A 21,270-nucleotide genomic window follows, 5' to 3' on the forward strand; every position below is an offset into this window, starting at 1 on the left:
ATTATCTGTATTTAAAGGATGGAAAATTGTCTGAAAACCATTATAATTAAGGATAATTTAAGGTCGTTATGTGAAACGTAGAACATAGTTATACGTACGATAAATAAAAGCATTTAATGCAAGCAGCAGGGGTTGTTTGGAGGAGGAATTGATTTGAGTCAGGTAATGGTAGAACAAAGTGTATTTAGTTATTTAAAAGAACACGAACAAGAGATGCTTGAAGATTTAGTTGGATTTGTGAAAAAAGAATCACCGTCCTACAGTAAAGAGTTAGTAGATCAGTGTGGAATGTATTTAACGGAGCTGTTTCAAAAGCGTTTAGGAGTAGGCTACGAAATTATAGAAGAAAAAGAAGTAGGAAACCATTTGAAATTTACGATTGGAGAAGGAGAAAAGCAGCTTTTAATTATCGGTCACTTTGACACGGTATGGGAAAAGGGAAGGCTAAGTCTAAGAACAGAGGGAAACAAGCTGTACGGTCCGGGAATTTTAGACATGAAAGGCGGCATTGTGCAATCTATATGGGCGATTAAAGCGATTCAAGAGCTTGGCTTATCGCTCGATAAAAAAATTGTGTTTTTCTGCAATTCGGATGAAGAGATTGGGTCAATTTCTTCTAAAAAATACATTGAAGAAGAAGCACAAAGAAGTGAAGCAGTGCTAGTAGCGGAACCGGCTGTGGCGGGTTCAGGTGCGTTAAAAACGTCGCGCAAAGGAGCGGGAATTTTCACCGTAAAAGTATGGGGACGAGCAGCACACGCGGGTAATCACCACAAAGAAGGAATCAATGCGATTGAAGAGCTTGCGCGCCAAGTGATTTTCTTGCAGGGCTTAACAGATTATGAAAAAGGTACAACGGTGAACGTTGGAACATTTACAGGAGGCAGCGGTACAAATGTAGTGCCGGAATATGCAGAAGCACACGTAGATTTACGTGTTTCTACAGAAGAAGAAGCGAAACGTATGACGGATATTATTTTGAACTTAACACCCATCTTAAAAGGGATAAAGCTCGAAGTAACGGGAGGCATGAACCGTCCTCCGATGGTGAAGTCTAAACAAACGGAAGAGTTATTTGAATGCGCTCAGTCAATTGCGGCCAAACTGGGTATGAAATTAGAAGAAGCGGCTGTTGGCGGCGGAAGTGATGGCAATTTTACAGCGGCCATTGGTGTTCCCACGTTGGATGGATTAGGAGCATGCGGAAAAGGAATACATGCGGAATATGAACATATTCAAATTGATACGTTGTCCGAGCGCTCTTCTTTATTTGCGAATTTACTGCTTCAAATATAAAAAAAGCCCGCCTCAAACGGCGGGACTAACCTGAAAGCTTATATTGGGAGAGTATAAGCTTTCTTTTTTATTTACTGCTTTCTTCTTGAAGAGAAAAAGCAGTTTCTTTCTTTTTAAATACCACTTTATCAAGAGCAAGGAACTGGCTTCCTGCAAGAAATAGGTGAGCAGACATTGCAATTAAGGTGATATCAAACTCAAATCCGCCAACAAATCCGCTTTTAAGCTTGGCTGTGAAAATAGCGCCGAGCATTACTGCTATAAATAAAGCACCTATGACTCTTGTTGCTAAACCAAGAATAATAAGAATACCGCCTACAAGTTCAATCGTTGCAACAATATATGCCATGAAACCAGGGATTCCTAAGCTATCGAAGAACCCTACTGTATTTTCAATCCCGCCTTGCCATTTTTGAAAGCCGTGTACTAAAAATGTAAAACCTAATACTAAACGAATAATAAGTGAACCAATTTCGACGTTTTTATTCACTTTACTTCCTCCTTTAAGTGTATTTGAAAAACACTACATTATGTAGTGTGAAAGCCCGAAAAAAGAAATGTAGCAATTAAATCAGAAAGTCTTTCTTATTTGGATAATTTTACAACATTATGAACATCACACTACACATTGTAGTGTGATGTTTGTCCCCAGTCAAGTGAAAATATAAAATTGGACCATTTGGCATACAAAAATTTTCGGAAGAGCACTTGAAAAATCCTTTAATTATGTACAAGTTAGTCCCTTATTTTCAATCTTATTCTCCAACATGCTATACTGATGGCGGAGGTGTTACGATGCGTTTAGAAAATAAAAGAGTTATTGCGCTTGTTAGTGCAGACTTTGAAGATCTAGAACTATGGTATCCAGTGATGCGTCTTCGAGAAGAAGGAGCAGAAGTACATTTAGTTGGAGAAAAAGCAAACGAAACGTACGTGGGGAAATACGGTGTTCCAGCCGTATCCGACTATGCTTTTAAAGATGTTGATCCAGCTGAATATGACGCTATTTTAGTACCTGGAGGCTGGGCGCCGGATAAACTGCGCCGCTACCCTGAAGTAATTGAAATGGTTCGTCATATGGATGAACAGCAAAAGCCAATCGGCCAAATCTGCCATGCAGGATGGGTATTAATCTCTGCAAAAATCTTAGATGGCCGAAACGTAACAAGTACGCCAGGAATCAAAGATGATATGGAAAATGCGGGAGCTATTTGGCATGATGAAGCAGTCGTAATCGACGGCCACATCATTTCAAGCCGCCGTCCGCCAGACCTTCCTCCTTATGCAAAAGCATTTGCTGATGTACTAGCAGAGCAATAAGAAAAAGCCGAAACCAGTGTGGTTTCGGCTTTTTTTATAAGATCCGCTAAAAAAGAAATGATAAAGTAAATAAAAAATAATCATTAAAAAAGCGAGCAGATGCATCTGCTCGCTTTTGTTCGTGTTTCTTATCAGTAACTTGCTTTTTGCAAGTGTAAAAACAAAATGATTACTTTCTTTATAAAATCCATGATTACGGTTTTTGTATGTTTCGTTGTTGTTAGGGCACAATTAGCATTGATTGTGCTTGCATGGATTTCATCCATTGCCGCGGTTTGTTTTTCCACATGATCGATTAACCTAAACGACGCAAGCCCTACCTCTCTTGCATCCTTACGGCTCCGAAGCCGATCCAGTGTGAATAAGTTTTGTTCAAAGACATGTGTCGAATGCCAGTATTTTTACCTTGCATTGTACGATACATCCTCTCAAGTTACTTTCACTATGTCTAGCTCTTAAAGAAAAGCCAGAAATCTAAATATAACACCCTGGTTAACCAATGTCAAATAGAAAATATGATTTTTTCACGTGAAACAATTGCAGTTAAAACAAGGTTAAGTAAAGGGATATCTTTTTTATATGGAAGAGTTTTTTGGTACGATAAGTTAGAGGAATCCTGGAGGAGGATGAAAAATGAACAAAAATGAACAGTTTCGAAATGATGTATTGAACAGTGTAGAATCATTAACATACGAACAATTAAATCAGCAGCCAGCATCTAATACATGGAGCGTTATGCAAGTATTAGAACATTTATATTTGATGGAGCGCATGATTGTTTCACGTGTAAAGGATCAGTTAGAAAACGGTGTAGATCAGCCCACTGAAGATAAGCCGTTTCATTTAGCGGTAGACCGTTCGCGAAAAGTAGATGCACCGGCTCAAGTTACGCCTTCTAATGAAAAGCAGACATTAGAAGAAATGAAGAGTAAGCTGGCAGAATCAAGAGAGGCTTTAGCAGAGTTAGAAGAAACAGCAAGTGAAGATAAGCTAAAGCAAAAATCATTTCCACACCCTGTATTTGGGTTAATGGATTTAAAGCAATGGATTGACTTTATTGGTTATCACGAAAAGCGTCATCAAGAACAAATAGAAGAAATCAAAGCAGCAATCGGTGCATAAAAAAACAGGCATTCCGCCTGTTTTTTATTTTTGGACCAAAATAGGATAATCCGACATCATCCAAATGCCAACACTGTACGTTTGGGGATTATGGTTCCCTACGGTAGAACCTGTTTGAATGGTAAATGAGAGTTGAAGAGGGTCTTGATCGTAATAAATTGTTTGCTTGGTGGAAGGGGAATAGAGTCGCTTCGGAGGGATTTTAGGAACCGTATCCGTCGTGTTAACAAAGCAGCGGCTATTTGAAACAAGATTTGTGTATGTTTGAACGAATTGAGGATCACCTACTCGAGGAGCTCCGTAGTTGTACATTGTAACCTCTGGAAAAGATGCGTTTGTGGCGACATCTAAGGCATGAAGAGCAGCGAGTGCACCACCTAGGCTATGCCCCGTTATATAAAGTGGCTTTGGGGTAAGGGACTGATACGTTTCAAAAATTTCATCACGGCATGATTCGTAAACGGCTAAAAAACCTTCGTGGACGAGACCGGCTTGTTGATTGTATGGATAAGGGCGCTGCTTAATGCGAGCATCAGCAATCCAATCTGCCTCAGATTGAGTTCCTCGAAAGGCAATTACGATAGAGTCATCAGATTCTAAAATAAAACCAAACCATTCTTGAACCCCTACGGCAGAAGCTTTAAACGATTTAATAAGCCGGTAGCCTTCAGGTACATCAAATGTTCCTCCCTGTGCGTATTGCTTATAAGCTAAGACGCACGCATAAAGAAGGTCTAGAGCTAAAGGACGATAAAATAAAGGCTCTATTCTCATCATTGTTTTTCACACCTTCTAATAGAAAATAACTCCTATAGCCTATGTGTTCCTGATAAGAAAGGTGCAGATATCTCTCTTTTGAAAGCGAGAATTAATGAATGTAAACGGTTCATCGTTGGATGTTTTTGAGGATTTTATAAGTTTTTTTGTGTATTTTAACTAAAAAAAAGTTTTAATTTAGAGTTTTATTGTTAAAATTTATAATTTAACTTATAATTTAAAATAGTCTGAATGAAAAAATAAGGGGGTTATCGTTTGGAGCAATTTGTAACGAGTTTGAATAATGTGCTATGGAGCACACCTGTTATTTATGGGTGTCTTGCGATCGGCCTGTTTTTCTCAATTTTAACGAGGTTTTTGCAGGTAAGACACTTAAAAGACATGGTTATGCTTATGTTTCAGGGTAAAAGCTCAGAAGCAGGAGTTTCTTCCTTCCAAGCCCTGTCTTTAGCGCTGTCGGGACGAGTCGGAACAGGAAACATTGCTGGAGTGGCAACAGCTATCGCTTTTGGAGGTCCAGGAGCTGTATTTTGGATGTGGGCAGTTGCTTTTATTGGTGCTTCTAGTGCATTCATCGAATCAACACTTGCTCAAATTTATAAAGTTAAACAAGATGGCCAATATCGAGGTGGTCCAGCGTACTATATTGAAAAAGGAACAGGTATGAAATGGTATGGCATTTTATTTGCTATTGCAGCACTTGTTGCGATGAGTATCCTAATGCCGGGCGTTCAGTCTAACTCCATCGCGCTTGGCATCGACAACGCATTTGGCGTTAGTCCAACGGTTACAGCAGTAGGATTAGTTATTATTCTTGCTTTTATTATCTTTGGAGGCGTTAAGCGTATTGCAGGGGTGGCCCAATTCGTTGTACCTTTTATGGCACTTGGGTATATTATTTTAGCTCTTATCATTATTGCCATGAACATTTCCGAGTTGCCGGGAGTTATCGCTCTTATTTTTAAAAGTGCTTTTGCATTAGATTCTGCTTTTGGAGGAATTGTTGGTTTAGCTGTTTCTTGGGGAGTGAAGCGGGGCATTTATTCAAATGAAGCAGGACAAGGAACAGGGGCGCACGCAGCAGCTGCAGCAGAAGTTTCGCATCCGGCGAAACAAGGACTTGTACAAGCTTTTTCGGTTTATATTGACACCCTGTTCGTTTGTTCAGCAACGGCTTTTATGATTTTATTCACAGGCATGTACAATACGGAAGGACCAGGCGGTTCATTTATTATTTCGAATTTACCGGGTGTAGAAGCAGGACCTGGATTTACACAAGCTGCTATTGAAACAGTGTTACCTGGATTTGGGGCTGGTTTCGTGGCAGTTGCTCTATTTTTCTTCGCATTTACAACGATTATGGCTTATTATTACATCGCCGAAACAAATATTGCTTATCTAACTCGCGGAAAGAACGGAAAGTGGGCTATGTTTGCATTAAAGCTTGTCCTTCTAGGAGCTACGTTCTACGGGTCAGTTAAACAAGCATCACTAGCTTGGGCGCTAGGTGATGTGGGGCTTGGTATCATGGTATGGCTAAATTTAATTGCTATCTTAATTTTAGCTAAGCCTGCGTTAGTTGCATTAAAAGACTATGAAACTCAGAAAAAACAGGGGCTAGACCCTGTGTTTGATCCTGTTAAGCTAGGAATTAAAAATGCAGACTATTGGGAGAAAGAATATAAGAAAGATGAGTCACAAGTTTCGTAAACAAAAAAATCCTCACGTATGTGAGGATTTTTTTATGAAGAAAGTGAGACAGATGAGTTATTTAAGTTATATCGATCCTTCAAACAATGAATACGGTGTAGTTCTTCAAGCAGGTGATGAATGGCAAGCAGTTCGTACAGCATTGTTGTTTCTGTTGAAAAAGGCTGATCTACTGTATTTTCTTCGTGTTTATGTGCCCAAAACCTTTGTTTTAAAGTTAAAATAAGCGTTTGATGCTGAAAAGAGCTTTTATATTGTTCATTTTGTAAGACGTTATGAAAGGAAGTGAAAGTATCCCATATCACTTGATGTTCTGCACTTTGCAGCTGATGAGCAGGCAAATAAATTAAATTACCAATATGATAGACAAGCTGCCTCATAAGAGAAAGTTTCTTATATTCATAGTGGAACTTTCTCATAGCTGTACGAGTGAAATGATGAAACTTCCATTCTTTTCGCTGATACTCACAAAGTGTCTCAATTTTTTCAATTTCAGCAGAAAGCAGTTGGAATTGAAGTTTTGTTTGTTTATGACAAGCGTGTACTTGAGAAAGTTCAACTCCTCTTTGCTGTAGGACGCTGCTCATTTGTTTTGAGAGATTTTGAATTTTCCTCGTAATAATCGGTGTATAATTAGGAGGAAGAACGATGATATTTACAAGTGAAGAAATAAGCAGTCCAATACTGGTGGTCGCTAGGCGAATTAAAAGCGATATAAAGTAATGGTCGTGCACAATCGTCAGCATAGCCACTCCTGTTAGCGTGGCAACTAGTGTTCCTGCATGCAAACGCAATTTAGAACAGGATATAATAGTAGAAACGGCAACAAGCATATAGGTAAGCGGCGTCACGCCGAGAAGAAATGTATAAAGCATGGCAAAAGCAGCTCCGATTGCTGAAGCAGGAAAGCGTATAAACGCTTTTTTAATAGAATCGGCAGCGGTTGGTTCAATCGTAACAATAGCTGTAATAACAGCCAGCATATAAGGCCAGCCAATCGACTGACAAATGAGCGCAGTTAAAAAAACGGCAATGCCTGTTTTAATAATACGACCGCCTAAAAAATTAAATTTTTTTACGTTAATCATTATGCATACCTTCTTTAAAACAGTTAGTAGTTTAATTATAAGGCATATTAAGGTGATAGGAAAACACGTCTTAAAAACTAGCTTTTAAAAAACGAATAAATATACTATAATTTGTTTAAATATTTAAAAGAGGAGTACAACTAATGAAACAATTGATAAATGAAACAATTAATAAATTACAGGATACATTTTACGATGTAAGCAAATATATTGGGCAAAACCCTGAGCTTGGTCACGAAGAATTCAAAGCGTGTAAAGCATTAACGGATATTTTAAAAAAACAAGGGTTCACAGTTGAAATTGGTACATGTGACTTGCCAACGGCTTTTACTGCTGTTTATGACAGTCAAAAGCCAGGTCCGTCGATTGGGTTTATGGCTGAGTACGATGCTTTGCCGGATCTCGGACATGCATGCGGACATAACTTAATCGGAACTATGTCCATTGCAGCTGGTATTGGTCTTAGTAAAGCAGTTGCAGAAACAGGCGGTAAAGTATACGTATACGGAACGCCTGCAGAGGAAACACGAGGCGGTAAAGTAACGATGGCCGAGCAAGGCATTTTTAATCATTTAGACGTAGCTATGATGGTACATCCTTATTACTGCCACCAAAAAAGTGGGCGTTCTCTTGCGATGGATGCCATTCAGTTTGAGTTCTTCGGAAAATCCGCGCACGCAGCTGCTGCTCCTCATGAAGGAATCAACGCGTTAGACGGCGTATTACAAACGTTCAACAGCATTAATGCGCTTCGCCAGCATGTGAAGCCGGATGTCCGTATTCATGGAGTCATTACAGAGGGTGGCAAGGCTGCCAACGTTGTACCGGATTATGCAGTAGCACAATTTTATGTCCGGGCTTCAACTCGTGCATATGTAGATGAAGTAACAGATAAGGTGAAGGCATGTGCACATGGTGCTGCTTTAGCTACGGGAACAAAATTAAAAATCTCAAACTATGAGTTTTCTTATGATGATATGCGAACGAATCAAACATTATCCGATGTCTATACAAATAATCTCATCTCATTAGGCGTGAGCGAACAAAGCATTACAGAAGACCAAGGCGATCATGGATCTTTAGATATGGGGAATGTAAGTCAGGTTGTTCCGGCTATTCATCCGTATATTCAAATTTGTGATGATTATTTTGTTTGTCATACGCACGAATTTAGAGAAGCAGCTTTAAGTGAGCAAGGAAGAGAAGCAATGATACTCGGGGCACAAACAATGGCATTAACAGGGTATGACGTATTAACAAATCAAACGTTGCTCCAAAAAATCAAAGAAGAATTTAGTGCTACAAAGTAAGAGATAATAATAAAACCATACTAAATAATACGCTTGCGACTGCAAGCGTATTATTTAGTATGAGAAGTGGGACTGAATGGTTCGGAAAATTTGACCGTGGCGCTGTTCATCGTTCGCAGCTCGAACAATGCGGCTTTGAATTCGAGCATTTGTGATTTTTCTAGCGATTGATTGATAAAATGGAACGGTTTCTACTTCATCTTTAATGGATTCAGAGACCCCTTCTTGAAAAGTATTTGGCAATTTTATGTTTAATGAAATCTGTGGGTAGCTGCCTGATAAATCATAGTATGCTTTAGAAAACCAGTCAAAGTGTTTAATTTCATCCTGCCGAATACCTAATATAGCTTGTTGAAACTGATTATTAGGAGCCAGCTCTGCTAAGCGTGTATAGTAGTGAATAGCGGAAAACTCATCGTTTACAGCTTTGTTTATATCTCTTAAAAGCTGTTGGTCTAGTCTGGTATCATCTTCCCAATATTCTTCATGCCGGGAGTAAAATTCATACATATGGATATACCTCCTCACCGTTTTGTTCTCTTGTTGTCACCATCATCGTATGTATAGACAAGAAAAGGCGTACATTAAAAGAAAAAAGTTTAACAAAATGGTAAAAAGGGTATGTGCAGAGAATAGTATCAAAAAAGACAGAGGTTATCTTATGATTAAAATTGTAGCTAAAACCAAAGAAGGAGCTATTAAAGAAATAGAAATGAATGAGATTCGTTCAAGCCATGACTTTCAATGGTATTGGGTTGATTTTTACAATCCCACCGAGGAAGAAAAAAAGCAGCTTGAACAATTTAATTTTCATCCTTTAGCAGTTGAGGACTGTTTGAATCAAGGTCAGCGGGCTAAATTTGAGTTGTATGATGAGCATTATTTTTTAGTGTATTATGCACTTCATAAAGAAGAGCTTGAGCACTTAGAAGTATCTGCATTTGTAGGAGATAACTTTTTAGTCACTTACCACTTGGACAAGCTAACGAGCGTGGCTAGAGTGTGGGAGCTTATCAAAAAAGACCCTGAGGCTACCGAAGATGGAACATGGGATATCATGTATGAACTCTTAGATCATACCGTTGACGAATACTTCCCTGTGCTTTATAAATTTGAAGATCACATAGACGACATTGAAGACAATGCAAAAGACGAACCTATGGATGAATTAATGAGGCAGCTTTATGACATCCGAAGTGATTTGTCACGAATGCGCCGCATTTTAAATCCCATGAGAGATTTAATGTATCGTATTATGTCAACGAATGCGTTAAAAGCAAAAGAGCAGGTTCGCTATTTTAATGATATTTATGACCACCTATTAAATATGATTGAAATTATGCAAGCAAGCAGAGATTTGTCAAATGATATTCGAGAAAGCTTTATGTCCATTAACTCGGATCGTATGAATTCAATCATGTTTACGCTAACGCTTATGTCAGCTATTTTCTTACCGTTGACGTTTATTGCTGGTCTCTATGGCATGAACTTTTCATATATGCCGGAACTGACGGGGAAATATAATTATTTTATTGTACTTGGCATTATGATTGGGCTTGTAGGCGTAATGGTCTTTGCCTTTTATAAAATGGGATGGTTCAAATATCGAAAAGGACCTAAACTATAAAGTAGATTGTTAACCTTCCTGTATAAATGTTAATCAACTCAGTAAAAATGAAATTAAATAAGCGAAGATCTTATCTCACTCTAGATAAGATCTTTTTCTTGTGCTATAAACAAGAAAAGCAGGGAAGCGAGGGAAGAATGTGAAACACGGAAGAATGGGGCTGCGAAGCATCACGGTGCTGCTTGTATGCATGGTGGTGATTCTATCGCTATTGTTAACGGATTTATTAGTTAGCAGTTCAATTGGAAAAAATATTCGAGATCAACAGGCTGAAAAAGCTCGGACTATTGCTACGATTATTTCAGAATCAACGAACGTGAAAGAAGGACTAGAGACAAAAACACCTCAGTCAATTCAAGAATTTACTAAACGAATTCGTGAAAAATCAAGCGTCTTGTTTATCGTTGTTATGGATATGAATGGAATTCGCCAATCTCACCCAGATCCTAAAAAGATAGGAAAGAGGTTTGCCGGAGGCGATGAGCAAAAATCATTGCACGGGAAATCTTATGTATCTGTATCAAAAGGAACGCTTGATAAATCTCTGCGTGCTTTTGCACCTATTTATAATGAAAAAAATCAACAAATTGGTGCAGTAGCTGTGGGGATTTCTTTAAATAATGTAAATGAAGCAATTAGAGATGGGCATCGTCGAATTGTTTTAGGTTCATTAATTGGTTTACTTGTAGGCGTTCTTGGTGCTATTTTATTAGCCAATTACATAAAGAAAATTTTATTTGGCTTGGAACCTTCTGAAATTGCTAAAATTCTAGAAGAGAGAAGCACCATGCTGCAGTCGGTTCGTGAAGGAGTGATAGCTGTTGATAAAGAAGGTAATATTACACTTGCTAATCGTTCTGCACGCCGCTTATTTGTTAAAGCGGGATTAGAATCAGAGCCAATCGGTTTGTCTATTCGAGAATATATGCCCACCTCCAGGTTGGACGACGTTTTGTCTACGGGGGAATCTCATTACGATGAAGAGCAAGTCATAAATGGAGTAGCCATTGTGGTTAATAGGGTACCGCTAGTGGTAAACGAAGAGATTGTAGGGGCACTTTCTACGTTTCGGGATAAAACAGAAGTTAATATCTTAGCAGAACAGCTAACAGGTGTTAAAATGTATGTGGAAGCGCTTCGAGCACAATCGCATGAATTTATGAATAAACTTCATGTGATTTTAGGAATGGTGCAGATGAATTATTATGATGAGCTAAAAACGTATATTCATCAGCTTGTTAATCACCGTGTCGATGAATCTAGTTCAGTGACTAAATCTATTAAAGATCATGCGTTGGCAGGTTTTCTGATGGGCAAAATGAGTTATGCTAGAGAAGAAAGCGTAGAATTGACTTTTTCCGCTGATGAAGTTATTCCAGAACCTTCAGATCCACATGTTACTCATCATCTCATTACCATTATTGGAAATTTAATTGATAATGCAATTGATTCAGTTTGTCATCAAGCCTCTAAAAAAGTGTCTGTTATGCTTGTGTATAAAAACAATAAACTTACAATTCAAGTCACGGATACAGGCTGCGGCATTCCTTCCGATACAATGAATCAGATTTTCAAGAAAGGCTTTTCTACAAAAGGAACGAGCAGAGGGTTTGGGCTGCATTTAGTGAAGCAAACGATTGATGAACTAGGTGGCCAAATCGTCATTGACTCATTTATAAATAGCGGTACCACATTCTATATTGATATTCCGTACGAAACAAGGAGAGATCAAGTTGATTAAAGTATTAATTGTTGAAGATGACCCCATGGTTGCTCAGTTTAATCAAAAGTACATTGAAGAGATAGAGGGGTTTACAGTGGTCGCTGTTGCTCATTCGGGTCATGAAGCCTTGGTGAAGATAAATGAACATCAAGTTGATTTAGTGCTGCTTGATATCTTTATGCCTGGGCAAAATGGTTTGAGAGTTTTACAAGAGATTCGAACAAAACAAGAGGAAATAGATGTCATTTTTATCACCGCTGCTTCGGATGCCCAAACGATTAAGCAAGCTTTACGCTACGGAGCGATTGATTATTTGATTAAGCCTTTTACATTTGAACGCTTTTATCAAGCACTTTCGGCTTACAAACAAACATTTCGTACGTTAAAACAGCAACCTCAGCTTAATCAACAGGAATTAGACGGGCTGCTGTCTAATAAAAAAATAAAAGAAGCTCCGGTAGAGCCGTTGCCTAAGGGTTTAACGACAGGAACATTAGAAGTTATCATAGAAGCCATTGAGCATCTTAAAGATCACCCTTTTTCGACCGATGATGTAGCTGAAAAAACGGGGATTTCAAGAGTGTCTATTCGGAAATATTTAAAATTTCTAACAGATATAGGTCTTCTTGGAGAAAGAATGACTTACGGCACAATAGGACGTCCTGTGTATGCGTACTTATACAATGAACAAAACCGTCACTTGCTGCATCACTACCTCGTTGATTTTGAAAAATAAAGAGATTGACCTGTCAGAGACGTCCGGTGTTATTTTGTTGGTGTGAGAATATTTTACTGTAGAGTGCCGGTGAGTTAAGTGGTATGGTTGATAATAACAAAGGAAAAAAAACAAGTCGTTTGACTGAAAAAGAGGTGGTTTCTTGATTGGAAGCATAGAACGCTTGACTGAATTACTGTTATCAGGGAATCAAGATGAAGCTTGGAATATTGTTTGGAAAAAAAGACAGCAGGGTTTCGATACATTTTATATTTTTCAGCAATTCATTTCAGTGTCAATGGCTCAAATCGGTATGATGTGGGAAGAAGATGAAATTTCAGTGGCTGATGAACATTTAGCTACTACTACCTGTGACTATGTTTTGTCACGCTATCAATTGTGTATAAGACAAGAAGTTATTAAACATGAAAAAAAAGGTCTGTTTTTGTGTATAGAAAATGAACAGCATTTTTTAGGTTTAAAAATGATTTCCATTCTCTTTGAAGAGCACGGCTGGCAGACGAAACTTTTGGGAGCAGATTCTCCGCTTTTACATGCGACGCACGCTGTTGAACAATGGAAACCTGATTTAGTAGGAATCTCGTTCAGTTTAACTCATCATATAGAAAAAGCAAACGAATATATAGAAGGATTACAAAAGACAAAACATCAGCCACTTATTTTAGTTGGAGGCCGAGTAGTTTCAAACTATAAGTTTCCTCTTGTTCAAACAAATCAAGTTCGATTTATTGCACAGTTAGAGGAGTTGAAAGAGTTTTTTCATTATCAATCAATTAGGGGGATTAAGGTTGTCGACTATTAAATATGCTCCGCTTCCTGTTTTTATTATGGATGAGGAAATGAATATTCTAGCGCAATCTGATGAAGCAGCCGCTTTATTCGGAGAAGTTCAACATTTTTTAGAAATTGTTGACGAAGATAGTCAGAACAAAGCTAGAAAACGATTAGGGCAGAAGAAAAAAATAAAAACAGAATTAGTCATGCATTCGCGCAAAGCTAAGATGTCTCTTTATACCGTGAATTGCAAATGGGAGCAAGATAAGGCGCATGTAATATGTGTAGAGGAAGATTCCCAAATTAAAATTCTTTCAGAAAAAATCGAACAACACACAGCGCGTTTATCTGAAACGGACTTAGAACTCCTGCTGCAAAAAGAACGATTAGAAAAGGCCATGAACCGAGTTATAGAACTTTCAGGACCGTTTATTCATTTATCAAATAACATGGTACTTATCCCTTTGTTTGGAGATTTATTTGAAGAAGTCATCATGAAAAATGAACATCGGTTGCTCAAACAGATAGATGAAGAAACCGTTGATCGAGTTATTATTGACTTTAATGGAATCGGTCAAATTGATGAACGAGGTGTTGCCGCGCTAGAACATTTAATATGGGAATTTCAGCTAATGGGCGTACAGATTTATCTAACAGGTGTGACACCCGATCATAGCCAATGGCTTCACCAGTATCATTTTCAAGCAAATGTAAAATCTATTAGTAACTTAGGTCAGGCCATTCATCAATTTTTTACAACGGCATGAAATGGCTACGAAAAGTCAACAATTCATATAAAGGCAATAAGACAGGGAATCAATACTGATAAACAGGTGATTAAAATTTGGTGAAACACGCGCGTAAAGTAGCTTTAAGAATTTCGATTGTATATATCATTATTGGCGCTGTATGGATCTTGATATCTGACAATATATCTAGAACATTAGCGCAAGGTCGTTTTGAAGTATATATTTTTTTTCAACAGTACAAAGGTTGGTTTTTTATTTTAGCTACGGGGATTATTTTATATGGTCTGGTATATAGGAGAGCTTATAAACTAGTGAAGTCCCAGCAGGAGCTCATAGAGAAAGAACACGAACTTCAAACGAGCAATCAGCACTATCAGTCTTTATTTAAACATAACCCCGATGGCGTTTTTGAAATAAGCAAAACAGGGGAAGTTCTTCTTGCTAACCCGGAAGGTGAAGCAATCGTTGGATACTCCAGTGAAGAATTGCAAAAGATGAAACCTTCAGCTCTTATTGCAGCTGAAGAATTTGATATGTGTAAAGAGTATTTTAAAGAAGTACTGAATGGAAAAGGTGCTAAGTTCGAAATGAATGTCATCAATAAAAAACAAGAAAGGCGGTTGCTTAGGTGTTCTTTGCTTCCCATCGTCGTTCATAAGCAGGTGGTAGGCGTATTTATGATTGCACGTGATATCACTACATACCGCCAAGATGAAGAGCTTATGATAACCTCGGAAAAAATGTCGGTTATTGGACAAATGGCAGGTGCCGTCGCACATGAAATTAGGAACCCGCTTACTTCTTTAAAAGGCTTTGTACAAGTTATGCAAGCCTCTAAGGAAACAAATGACACTTATTTAGACATTATGATGTCTGAAATCGACCGCATCAACTTAATCTCCAGTGAAATGCTTATTCTTGGAAAAAAGCAGCATGTATCTTTTGAAAAGACCAATTTATGTGAGATTTTAAAACAAGTTATTACGCTAATGGAAGCGCAGGCCAATTTAAATAATGTTTCTATTTTATTGAAAGAAACAGCAAAAAGGCCTATTTATGTTTCGGCTGATGCAAATCAGTTGAAACAAGTATTCATCAATGTGATCAAAAATGGTGTAGAAGCTATTATGGAGAAAGGTCATATTACAATAACAGTTGAAGAAAAAGATACACGAGCATTGATTCACTTTGAAGACAATGGAATCGGAATGAGTCAAGAGAGGATTGAACAAGTAGGAACGCCGTTTTATTCTACAAAAGAAGCTGGCACTGGCTTAGGGCTGGCCGTGTGTTACAAAATCATGGAGCGTCATCAAGGTACCATGCATTTTAAAAGCGGTAAAGGAAAAGGGACAACGGTTACTATTGATATGCCAATTATAGAACGAAACAGCCGCCTCTCGTAGTTCAGAGAGGCGGCTGTTTTCTTGAAAAAGAGGAAGTAAGCAGCTGAGCCCTTTGCGTCTGGATCCATATAGGACATAAAAACTCCTTCTTATACAAGTTTTCGTCCATAATAAAGAGGATCATATTGTTTTCTATAGAAGCAATAGTGTATCATAGTTGAAGCTATGTATATTGATGTAGGAAAGTTAAGGAAACAACCGATTTTTCTACTGACGGATTGACAGGGTCCCTTGGGATAAGAAAGGTTTATTTATAAATAGAAATTAAGGTCAGTATTAACGCACATGGCCACTGGTACATTCGTTTAATTGAAATGAAAAAATCGTTTATAATATCGAGAAAAGCATGGAAAAGGAGATAGATATGAGTCAGTTTATAGAGACTTTACAGCCTTTTTTACAAGAGGCGTGGAAAAAAGCAGGGTTCAATGAGCCTACTGCCATTCAAACGAAAGCTATTTCAGAGATTTTAGCTAATAAAGATGTAATAGGAGAATCCCCAACGGGAACAGGAAAGACGCTGGCATATTTGTTGCCTGTCTTACACCGTATTCAGCCGGGGCCATCTCATATTCAAGCGGTTATCTTAGCATCTTCCCATGAATTGGTTATGCAAATTCATGGTGAAATTCAAACTTGGTCACAGGGAAGCGGCATTTCAAGCGCAGCGTTTATCGGCGGAGCGAATATGAAACGTCAATTGGAAAAACTAAAAAAACGTCCTAATATCATTGTTGGTACTCCAGGACGCTTGAACGAATTAATTAAAATGAAGAAATTAAAAATGCACGAAGTCAAAACAATTGTGATTGATGAAGCGGATCAATTATTTGTGCCTGAACATGTTCAAACGGTTCAACAGATTGTGAAAATGGCGTTAAGTGATCGTCAAATTCTAGTCTTCTCAGCTACCGTATCAGAACGTACCAAATCGTTAGCAAAAGACATGATGAACCATCCTCTTGAAATAGAAGTAGGAAGAGATGAACTCCCAGCTTCTAAGGTAGAGCATGTATACATTAAAAGTGAAGCCAGAGATAAAGTGGACGTGCTTAGAAAACTAGTTCGCCAAGAACAAATGAAAGCTTTAGCCTTTTTTAAAGGGATTGATACTCTCATCGAGTTTGAAGAAAAATTAACATTTAAGCGTGTAGAAGCCGGCTCTTTACACAGTGAAACGAAAAAAGAAGATCGTGCTACGACGATTAAAGGGTTTCGAAAAGGAGATTTCCCTATCTTATTAGCAACGGATGTCGCAGCTAGAGGATTAGACATCAAGGGACTGACGCATGTGATTCACATCGATGTTCCTCAAGATGCGGATCAATATGTACATCGCTCAGGTAGAACAGGCAGATCGGGAGCAGAAGGTACAGTTATTTCTCTTGTGACTGAACGAGAAGAACGAAATTTAAAACAAATTGCACGTGAACTTCAACTTTCATTAGCGAAAAAAGAACTTTATATGGGTGAAATCGTGGATGAAGGAACAAAAGAGCAGTCTCGTACAGCTAAAAAACCTTCAAAAAAGCCATTTAACAAGAAAAAGAAACAAAAAGGTCGAATGTAAACTAGGTATTCTGCCTTTTTATAACAGCAGTGTCACAACCTAAAAAGCAACGTCTACTGCTTTATTACAGCAGCCTGGCGTTGTTTATTTTCTCTATTTTCCCTGTATAAATAAGTAAAAAAAGAGAAATGTAGATATTTTTTCCTAGGTATGAAAATAGTTTGAATGATGGATTTTGTTTTTTGTAACCTTATTTTAACATTACTTTAAGAGACTTCTAATAAAAGAGGAAGAAGGACGTGGGGACATTTTATGGATGCAATTGATGATCTCTTTGACGACATAGAGCGAAGAAGAAAAAGTAAAGAATATAGTCGAGATGCAGATCAATTAGAATCATATTTACATGAAGTTCAACGTATCATGGAATTTCTTGAAGAGGGTATCTATCTGTTTCAAAATTCGCACCAACAATATGCGTCAGATTGGTCAGGGCGTTCTAAGAGCTCATATGAGGATATTTATAATGATATTACGCAATCTACTTTTCATCTGTACGACGTAAGGGATGAATTGTTTCAAACTTTACGCTTAGAAATTTCACGATTAAGAGAGTTAGCATCGGCGTAATAAATAACATTATCGACTCACTCCTTTAGAAAGTGAGTCTTTCCGTATAGGCTTAAAAAATGTTTGGATGATGACTGAAGGCTTACAAGAGATAGGGGGACGGACATACATGGAGATAAAAGTAAATCCAGAGGTGCTGCAGGCATTTGCAGAGCGAATTCAGCAGTCTCATTCACAGACGGCTGATGCACTTCAAAAACTAAGCTGGGAAGCTACAAATCTACATTTCTTGTCTGTTGCAGATATTGATAAAGTGCTGGACTTACAGGAAGAGTTACAGCATATGATTCGCAAACTTGATTCGCTAACGGAAAACGCACATTTATTAGTAAGAGACACTGCAGAACAAATGAGAAAAGCAGATGGAGAGCTAGAAGGCTCTTCAGGCTGGACGGAGTTTTGGTCGAGCGTATGGAGCGATGGGAGCACCCATTCACAAGATACGTGGAATAACATAAAGAACTTAAAAGAATGGAATACGTATGACAATATGCATAGAACGATTGAAAAACCTTTAGGTACTCTTAATGTTATGTGGAATTCGCTTTCTATGTCTTGGGAAGAAAAAGTAGTGAATGGTTCTACATGCAGTCGAACGGAATTTTTTACTTATGGCGTTATTCAAATGGGGTTGGGCATTTTAAGTCAGGAAATGAATCCTTCAAACATTATGTTTAGTGACAGCACAGAGGAAGTGAAGAGAGAATGAATGAAGTATATGATGGCGCTGGAAGTGAAATGGTACAGTTCCTTACAGGGTTGTCTCGGCGATGAAATATACATTTAACTTATTAGAAAAATCGTTAATTGAAGCAATGAAAGATAATAAGAAAATTGCTCAATTTTATAAAACTTTAATGAATAGCAATTTATGGCTAGTTGTTAGTTCAGAGCATGGAGCATCAGATATATTAATTGCAGAGCACTACGTCCAGACGATGAACAGCGCAGCGTACCGATATTTACCTGTGTTTTCGTCAAAATATCCTATCGAACAGATGCTAAAAGATGAAAAGACCGTATGCGTATCATTTAAGGACATGCTGCCTGTATTAAATGAAGAAATAGCGATATTACTTAATCCTGACACGCCTCTCTCAAAATTATTCATCCCCGAAGAAATAAGGATGTTAAAAGAAGATCAAAATTATTTTAAGCAGTAGCCAAAGCACTAACAAGCGCATGTGCTTTTTCCAAGCATGTCTGAATCTTAAATAAATAGAAGATGTATGTAAAGAGGCAGGGGTCTTAAATAGGCTGCTGCTTTTTTATTACTAGTAAATAGTTCTATAGATAATGAATAAAAATGTAATTTAATAGTCTTATAGTTTTTATTTTCCTTTAAATAGGTACCTATAGATCAGATGTAAAAGGTTTGGATGAGAACAAAATCTTGGTTATGCAGGTTTTATTTGCATTTTTTAGGGGTATTTGTAGATACATATTCTCATTTTTGGAGGCTTTTGCAAGTAACCTTTGACCTTATCACTAGAGTTTCTTACAATAATAGTAAATATATAAACCGAAGGAGAGATATGTATGTCAGGAATTATTCGCGTAACACCAGCAGAGCTTCGCGACATGGCAGGTCGATATACTAATGAAAGCGGTCAAGTTCAAGAATTAGTAAGCCGTCTTGATACAATGAAAAATCAACTTCAAGACATGTGGGAAGGTGCTTCGAGCGAAGCGTTTGCTGCTCAATACGAAGAATTAAAGCCTTCTTTCGTTGAAATGTCTAACCTACTTACAAAGATTGCTAAGCAATTAGATGACTCTGCAAATGTTCTTGAAGATACAGATAACCAAATCGCTAGCCAAATCCGCGGTTAACTTCATCTAATAATCTAAGTGAAGTAATAAAAGGAGCGCCCTATTCTCAAAAGATGAAGGCGCTTTTTCTATGTTTTGAGGTGATGAAACCCTATGTATATAGAAGTAACAGTAGACTTAAAGCACTATACAGGTGATCGGTTCGATTTGCGACTTTCAAACTATCATTCACTCAAAAAAGTAGTCGAGATCGTTTGGCAAGCTAAAAAGATTACTCAATCACCAAAGGATGGTGCGTGGATACGTGTTTCAAATAAAAATCTTATTTTCTCGGGAAATGAGACGATGATTAACTGCGGAATTACCACAGGTGATTGTATCGAAATTCTCTAAAGGAGTCTATTAGAATGTCAGAGAAGAAACCGACTTACTTAGAAGAACAGCTCGAAGCTGTAATGACACGTCATAATAATGAATATACATTTGTTTTTCAAAAAGAAAAAATTCGACTTAATCGTTCTGTTGAAATTGAAATGTTAAAGGATGTAAACACGACTTTTCAAAAAGAAATCATGATGAGCGATGATGAACTTAAAATAGCAATTAAGCCTACCTCTGAATTTCAACCTTTTACAGCATTAAGAGGAAAAGAAGAACAGCAAAAGTGGCTGTTTGCAGATCAGCTTATCAAACAGGTAAAGCAGCATTCTTTTTCAAGACTGCATTTGTTGATTTGTCCAGAAAATATCATTTTTGATAAAAGTTTAAGTCCTGCTTTTTTACATTATGGAGTGAAAGAAAGTTTACCTCCTTATGAGCCTAACGAGGAACAAAGCTTTCAAGAGTTAAAAGCTACGATAGCAGCGGCCGTTGACTCATCGCATACATTTGAACAATATTTTAAGTTGTATGAGACCTTGCAATTAAAAGAAGACGCTAAAAAAATAATGCATATCAGCAATGAGGAAGAGTTGAGTCAATTTGTTCAGCATAAGCTAACCCAAATTGAAAAGCATCAAAAGACACTCGTTCAACTTCCTCAAAAACGCTGGACCATTTTTAAGTTTTCATCTGTGGGTATACTTGTTTTATTAATTCCAGCTCTTATTTATACGTTTTACTCTTACTTTTTTGCGCAGCCGAAACAAGAAGCATTTGTAGAAAGTAACGAATACTTTCTTGAAAAAAACTACAGCAAAGTGGTCGACAAACTTGAAGATTATGACATTGAAAGCATGCCTAAAATTGTGCAATACGAAATAGCAACCTCCTATCTTGTTAATGAAAAGTTAGGAGAGGAGCAAAAGGCAAATGCTTTAAAGGCTATTACGCTTCAGTCAGATCCTCAGTACTTTGCCTATTGGTTTTACATTGGCCGAGGAGACAACAAAAAAGCTTTAGAAGTGAGCAGGTTGTTAGAAGAACGTTCGTTAATTATCTATGCATTAATGAAATACGAAGGTCAGCTAAAGACAGACAACGATTTAGCGGCTGATAAAAAGCAAGAAGAGCTTGATAAAGTAGCAAACGAACTTGAAGAATTCAAGAAAGAAAATGACCAGCAAGAAGCGGAAGCAGCCAAGCAGCAAGAAGAGAAACAGGCTGAGGAAGAACAGGCGGCCAAGCAGCAGGAAGAAGAACAGAAAGCTGCAGAAGCTGAGAAAAAGAAACAAGAAGAGCAGAAAAAACAGCAGGAAGATCAATCGAAGTAGGGAGGTA

The 21,270-nt window shown here is 37.8% G+C and carries 22 protein-coding genes; 18 read left to right on the plus strand and 4 right to left on the minus strand.

What is annotated here, in order from left to right; all coding sequences use genetic code 11:
- Positions 1 to 132 precede the first annotated feature (132 nt).
- Positions 133 to 1,296 carry a M20 family metallopeptidase gene (locus U9R83_RS01690; RefSeq protein WP_063248475.1) on the plus strand — a complete coding sequence of 388 codons (1,164 nt, stop codon included), beginning with the start codon at positions 133 to 135 and terminating at the stop codon, positions 1,294 to 1,296.
- 67 nt (positions 1,297 to 1,363) lie between these two features.
- On the opposite strand, the gene U9R83_RS01695 is transcribed toward U9R83_RS01690, so the two are convergent.
- The gene (locus U9R83_RS01695) at positions 1,364 to 1,786 is read right to left on the minus strand and encodes a DoxX family protein (protein WP_243550178.1); all 423 of its coding nucleotides are present in this window, start codon (positions 1,784 to 1,786) and stop codon (positions 1,364 to 1,366) included.
- A 305-nt stretch (positions 1,787 to 2,091) separates the two neighbouring features.
- On the opposite strand from U9R83_RS01695, the gene U9R83_RS01700 reads away from it, so the two are divergent.
- The gene (locus U9R83_RS01700; RefSeq protein ID WP_014461890.1) at positions 2,092 to 2,616 is read left to right on the plus strand and encodes a type 1 glutamine amidotransferase domain-containing protein; all 525 of its coding nucleotides are present in this window, start codon (positions 2,092 to 2,094) and stop codon (positions 2,614 to 2,616) included.
- Positions 2,617 to 3,249: 633 nt separating this feature from the next.
- Positions 3,250 to 3,738, plus strand: coding sequence for a DinB family protein (locus U9R83_RS01705; protein ID WP_014461888.1), 489 nt, complete (start codon positions 3,250 to 3,252; stop codon positions 3,736 to 3,738).
- A 24-nt stretch (positions 3,739 to 3,762) separates the two neighbouring features.
- Here the strand turns inward: U9R83_RS01705 and U9R83_RS01710 are convergent, their stop codons facing one another.
- Positions 3,763 to 4,515 (minus strand): lipase family protein, encoded by a 753-nt coding sequence (locus U9R83_RS01710; protein WP_115652948.1) that lies wholly within the window; start codon positions 4,513 to 4,515, stop codon positions 3,763 to 3,765.
- A gap of 255 nt (positions 4,516 to 4,770) precedes the next feature.
- Between U9R83_RS01710 and U9R83_RS01715 the strand changes: the two genes are divergently transcribed.
- A complete protein-coding gene (locus tag U9R83_RS01715; protein ID WP_042992364.1) occupies positions 4,771 to 6,225 on the plus strand; it encodes an alanine/glycine:cation symporter family protein in 1,455 nt (484 codons plus the stop codon).
- A gap of 32 nt (positions 6,226 to 6,257) precedes the next feature.
- On the opposite strand, the gene U9R83_RS01720 is transcribed toward U9R83_RS01715, so the two are convergent.
- Entirely contained in the window at positions 6,258 to 7,313 is a 1,056-nt protein-coding gene (locus U9R83_RS01720) for an aromatic acid exporter family protein (protein WP_140452035.1), read from the minus strand.
- A gap of 143 nt (positions 7,314 to 7,456) precedes the next feature.
- Here U9R83_RS01720 and U9R83_RS01725 point away from each other — a divergent pair, with 143 nt between their 5' ends.
- The gene (locus U9R83_RS01725; RefSeq protein ID WP_243550180.1) at positions 7,457 to 8,623 is read left to right on the plus strand and encodes a M20 family metallopeptidase; all 1,167 of its coding nucleotides are present in this window, start codon (positions 7,457 to 7,459) and stop codon (positions 8,621 to 8,623) included.
- 54 nt (positions 8,624 to 8,677) lie between these two features.
- On the opposite strand, the gene U9R83_RS01730 is transcribed toward U9R83_RS01725, so the two are convergent.
- A complete protein-coding gene (locus tag U9R83_RS01730) occupies positions 8,678 to 9,133 on the minus strand; it encodes a ferritin-like domain-containing protein (protein WP_140451851.1) in 456 nt (151 codons plus the stop codon).
- A gap of 151 nt (positions 9,134 to 9,284) precedes the next feature.
- Between U9R83_RS01730 and corA the strand changes: the two genes are divergently transcribed.
- The 13 genes from corA to essB all read left to right on the plus strand — a co-directional run bounded on the left by corA (position 9,285) and on the right by essB (position 21,263).
- Complete coding sequence (gene corA, locus U9R83_RS01735) at positions 9,285 to 10,250, plus strand: magnesium/cobalt transporter CorA (protein ID WP_028412482.1); 966 nt, start codon at positions 9,285 to 9,287, stop codon at positions 10,248 to 10,250.
- 154 nt (positions 10,251 to 10,404) lie between these two features.
- Positions 10,405 to 11,991, plus strand: a complete 1,587-nt coding sequence (gene dcuS / locus U9R83_RS01740) for a DcuS/MalK family sensor histidine kinase (RefSeq protein ID WP_182421576.1) — start codon at positions 10,405 to 10,407, stop codon at positions 11,989 to 11,991.
- On the plus strand, positions 11,984 to 12,709 hold the full coding sequence (locus tag U9R83_RS01745; protein WP_182421565.1) for a response regulator: 726 nt from the start codon (positions 11,984 to 11,986) through the stop codon (positions 12,707 to 12,709). The genes dcuS and U9R83_RS01745 overlap by 8 nt, the downstream gene beginning before the upstream one ends.
- Positions 12,710 to 12,851: 142 nt before the next feature.
- Positions 12,852 to 13,511, plus strand: coding sequence for a cobalamin B12-binding domain-containing protein (locus tag U9R83_RS01750; protein WP_014461879.1), 660 nt, complete (start codon positions 12,852 to 12,854; stop codon positions 13,509 to 13,511).
- Positions 13,498 to 14,250 carry an STAS domain-containing protein gene (locus tag U9R83_RS01755; protein WP_014461878.1) on the plus strand — a complete coding sequence of 251 codons (753 nt, stop codon included), beginning with the start codon at positions 13,498 to 13,500 and terminating at the stop codon, positions 14,248 to 14,250. The genes U9R83_RS01750 and U9R83_RS01755 overlap by 14 nt, the downstream gene beginning before the upstream one ends.
- Before the next feature lie 80 nt (positions 14,251 to 14,330).
- Positions 14,331 to 15,638: an ATP-binding protein gene (locus U9R83_RS01760; RefSeq protein ID WP_243550286.1), complete on the plus strand. Its 1,308-nt coding sequence runs from the start codon at positions 14,331 to 14,333 to the stop codon at positions 15,636 to 15,638.
- A gap of 364 nt (positions 15,639 to 16,002) precedes the next feature.
- Entirely contained in the window at positions 16,003 to 17,208 is a 1,206-nt protein-coding gene (locus U9R83_RS01765) for a DEAD/DEAH box helicase (RefSeq protein ID WP_182421563.1), read from the plus strand.
- 252 nt (positions 17,209 to 17,460) lie between these two features.
- Positions 17,461 to 17,778, plus strand: coding sequence for a hypothetical protein (locus tag U9R83_RS01770; RefSeq protein ID WP_013055102.1), 318 nt, complete (start codon positions 17,461 to 17,463; stop codon positions 17,776 to 17,778).
- A gap of 109 nt (positions 17,779 to 17,887) precedes the next feature.
- A complete protein-coding gene (locus U9R83_RS01775) occupies positions 17,888 to 18,487 on the plus strand; it encodes a WXG100 family type VII secretion target (RefSeq protein WP_182421562.1) in 600 nt (199 codons plus the stop codon).
- A 61-nt stretch (positions 18,488 to 18,548) separates the two neighbouring features.
- Complete coding sequence (locus tag U9R83_RS01780; protein ID WP_014461874.1) at positions 18,549 to 18,941, plus strand: SseB family protein; 393 nt, start codon at positions 18,549 to 18,551, stop codon at positions 18,939 to 18,941.
- Positions 18,942 to 19,317: 376 nt separating this feature from the next.
- Complete coding sequence (locus U9R83_RS01785) at positions 19,318 to 19,611, plus strand: WXG100 family type VII secretion target (RefSeq protein ID WP_013055105.1); 294 nt, start codon at positions 19,318 to 19,320, stop codon at positions 19,609 to 19,611.
- A gap of 93 nt (positions 19,612 to 19,704) precedes the next feature.
- On the plus strand, positions 19,705 to 19,944 hold the full coding sequence (locus tag U9R83_RS01790; RefSeq protein ID WP_013055106.1) for an EsaB/YukD family protein: 240 nt from the start codon (positions 19,705 to 19,707) through the stop codon (positions 19,942 to 19,944).
- A 14-nt stretch (positions 19,945 to 19,958) separates the two neighbouring features.
- Positions 19,959 to 21,263, plus strand: coding sequence for a type VII secretion protein EssB (essB, locus tag U9R83_RS01795; protein ID WP_182421561.1), 1,305 nt, complete (start codon positions 19,959 to 19,961; stop codon positions 21,261 to 21,263).
- The last annotated feature ends 7 nt before the right edge of the window (positions 21,264 to 21,270 follow it).

This window comes from Priestia sp. LL-8 (assembly GCF_036227845.1).
Taxonomy (GTDB): Bacteria; Bacillota; Bacilli; order Bacillales; family Bacillaceae_H; genus Priestia; species Priestia zanthoxyli.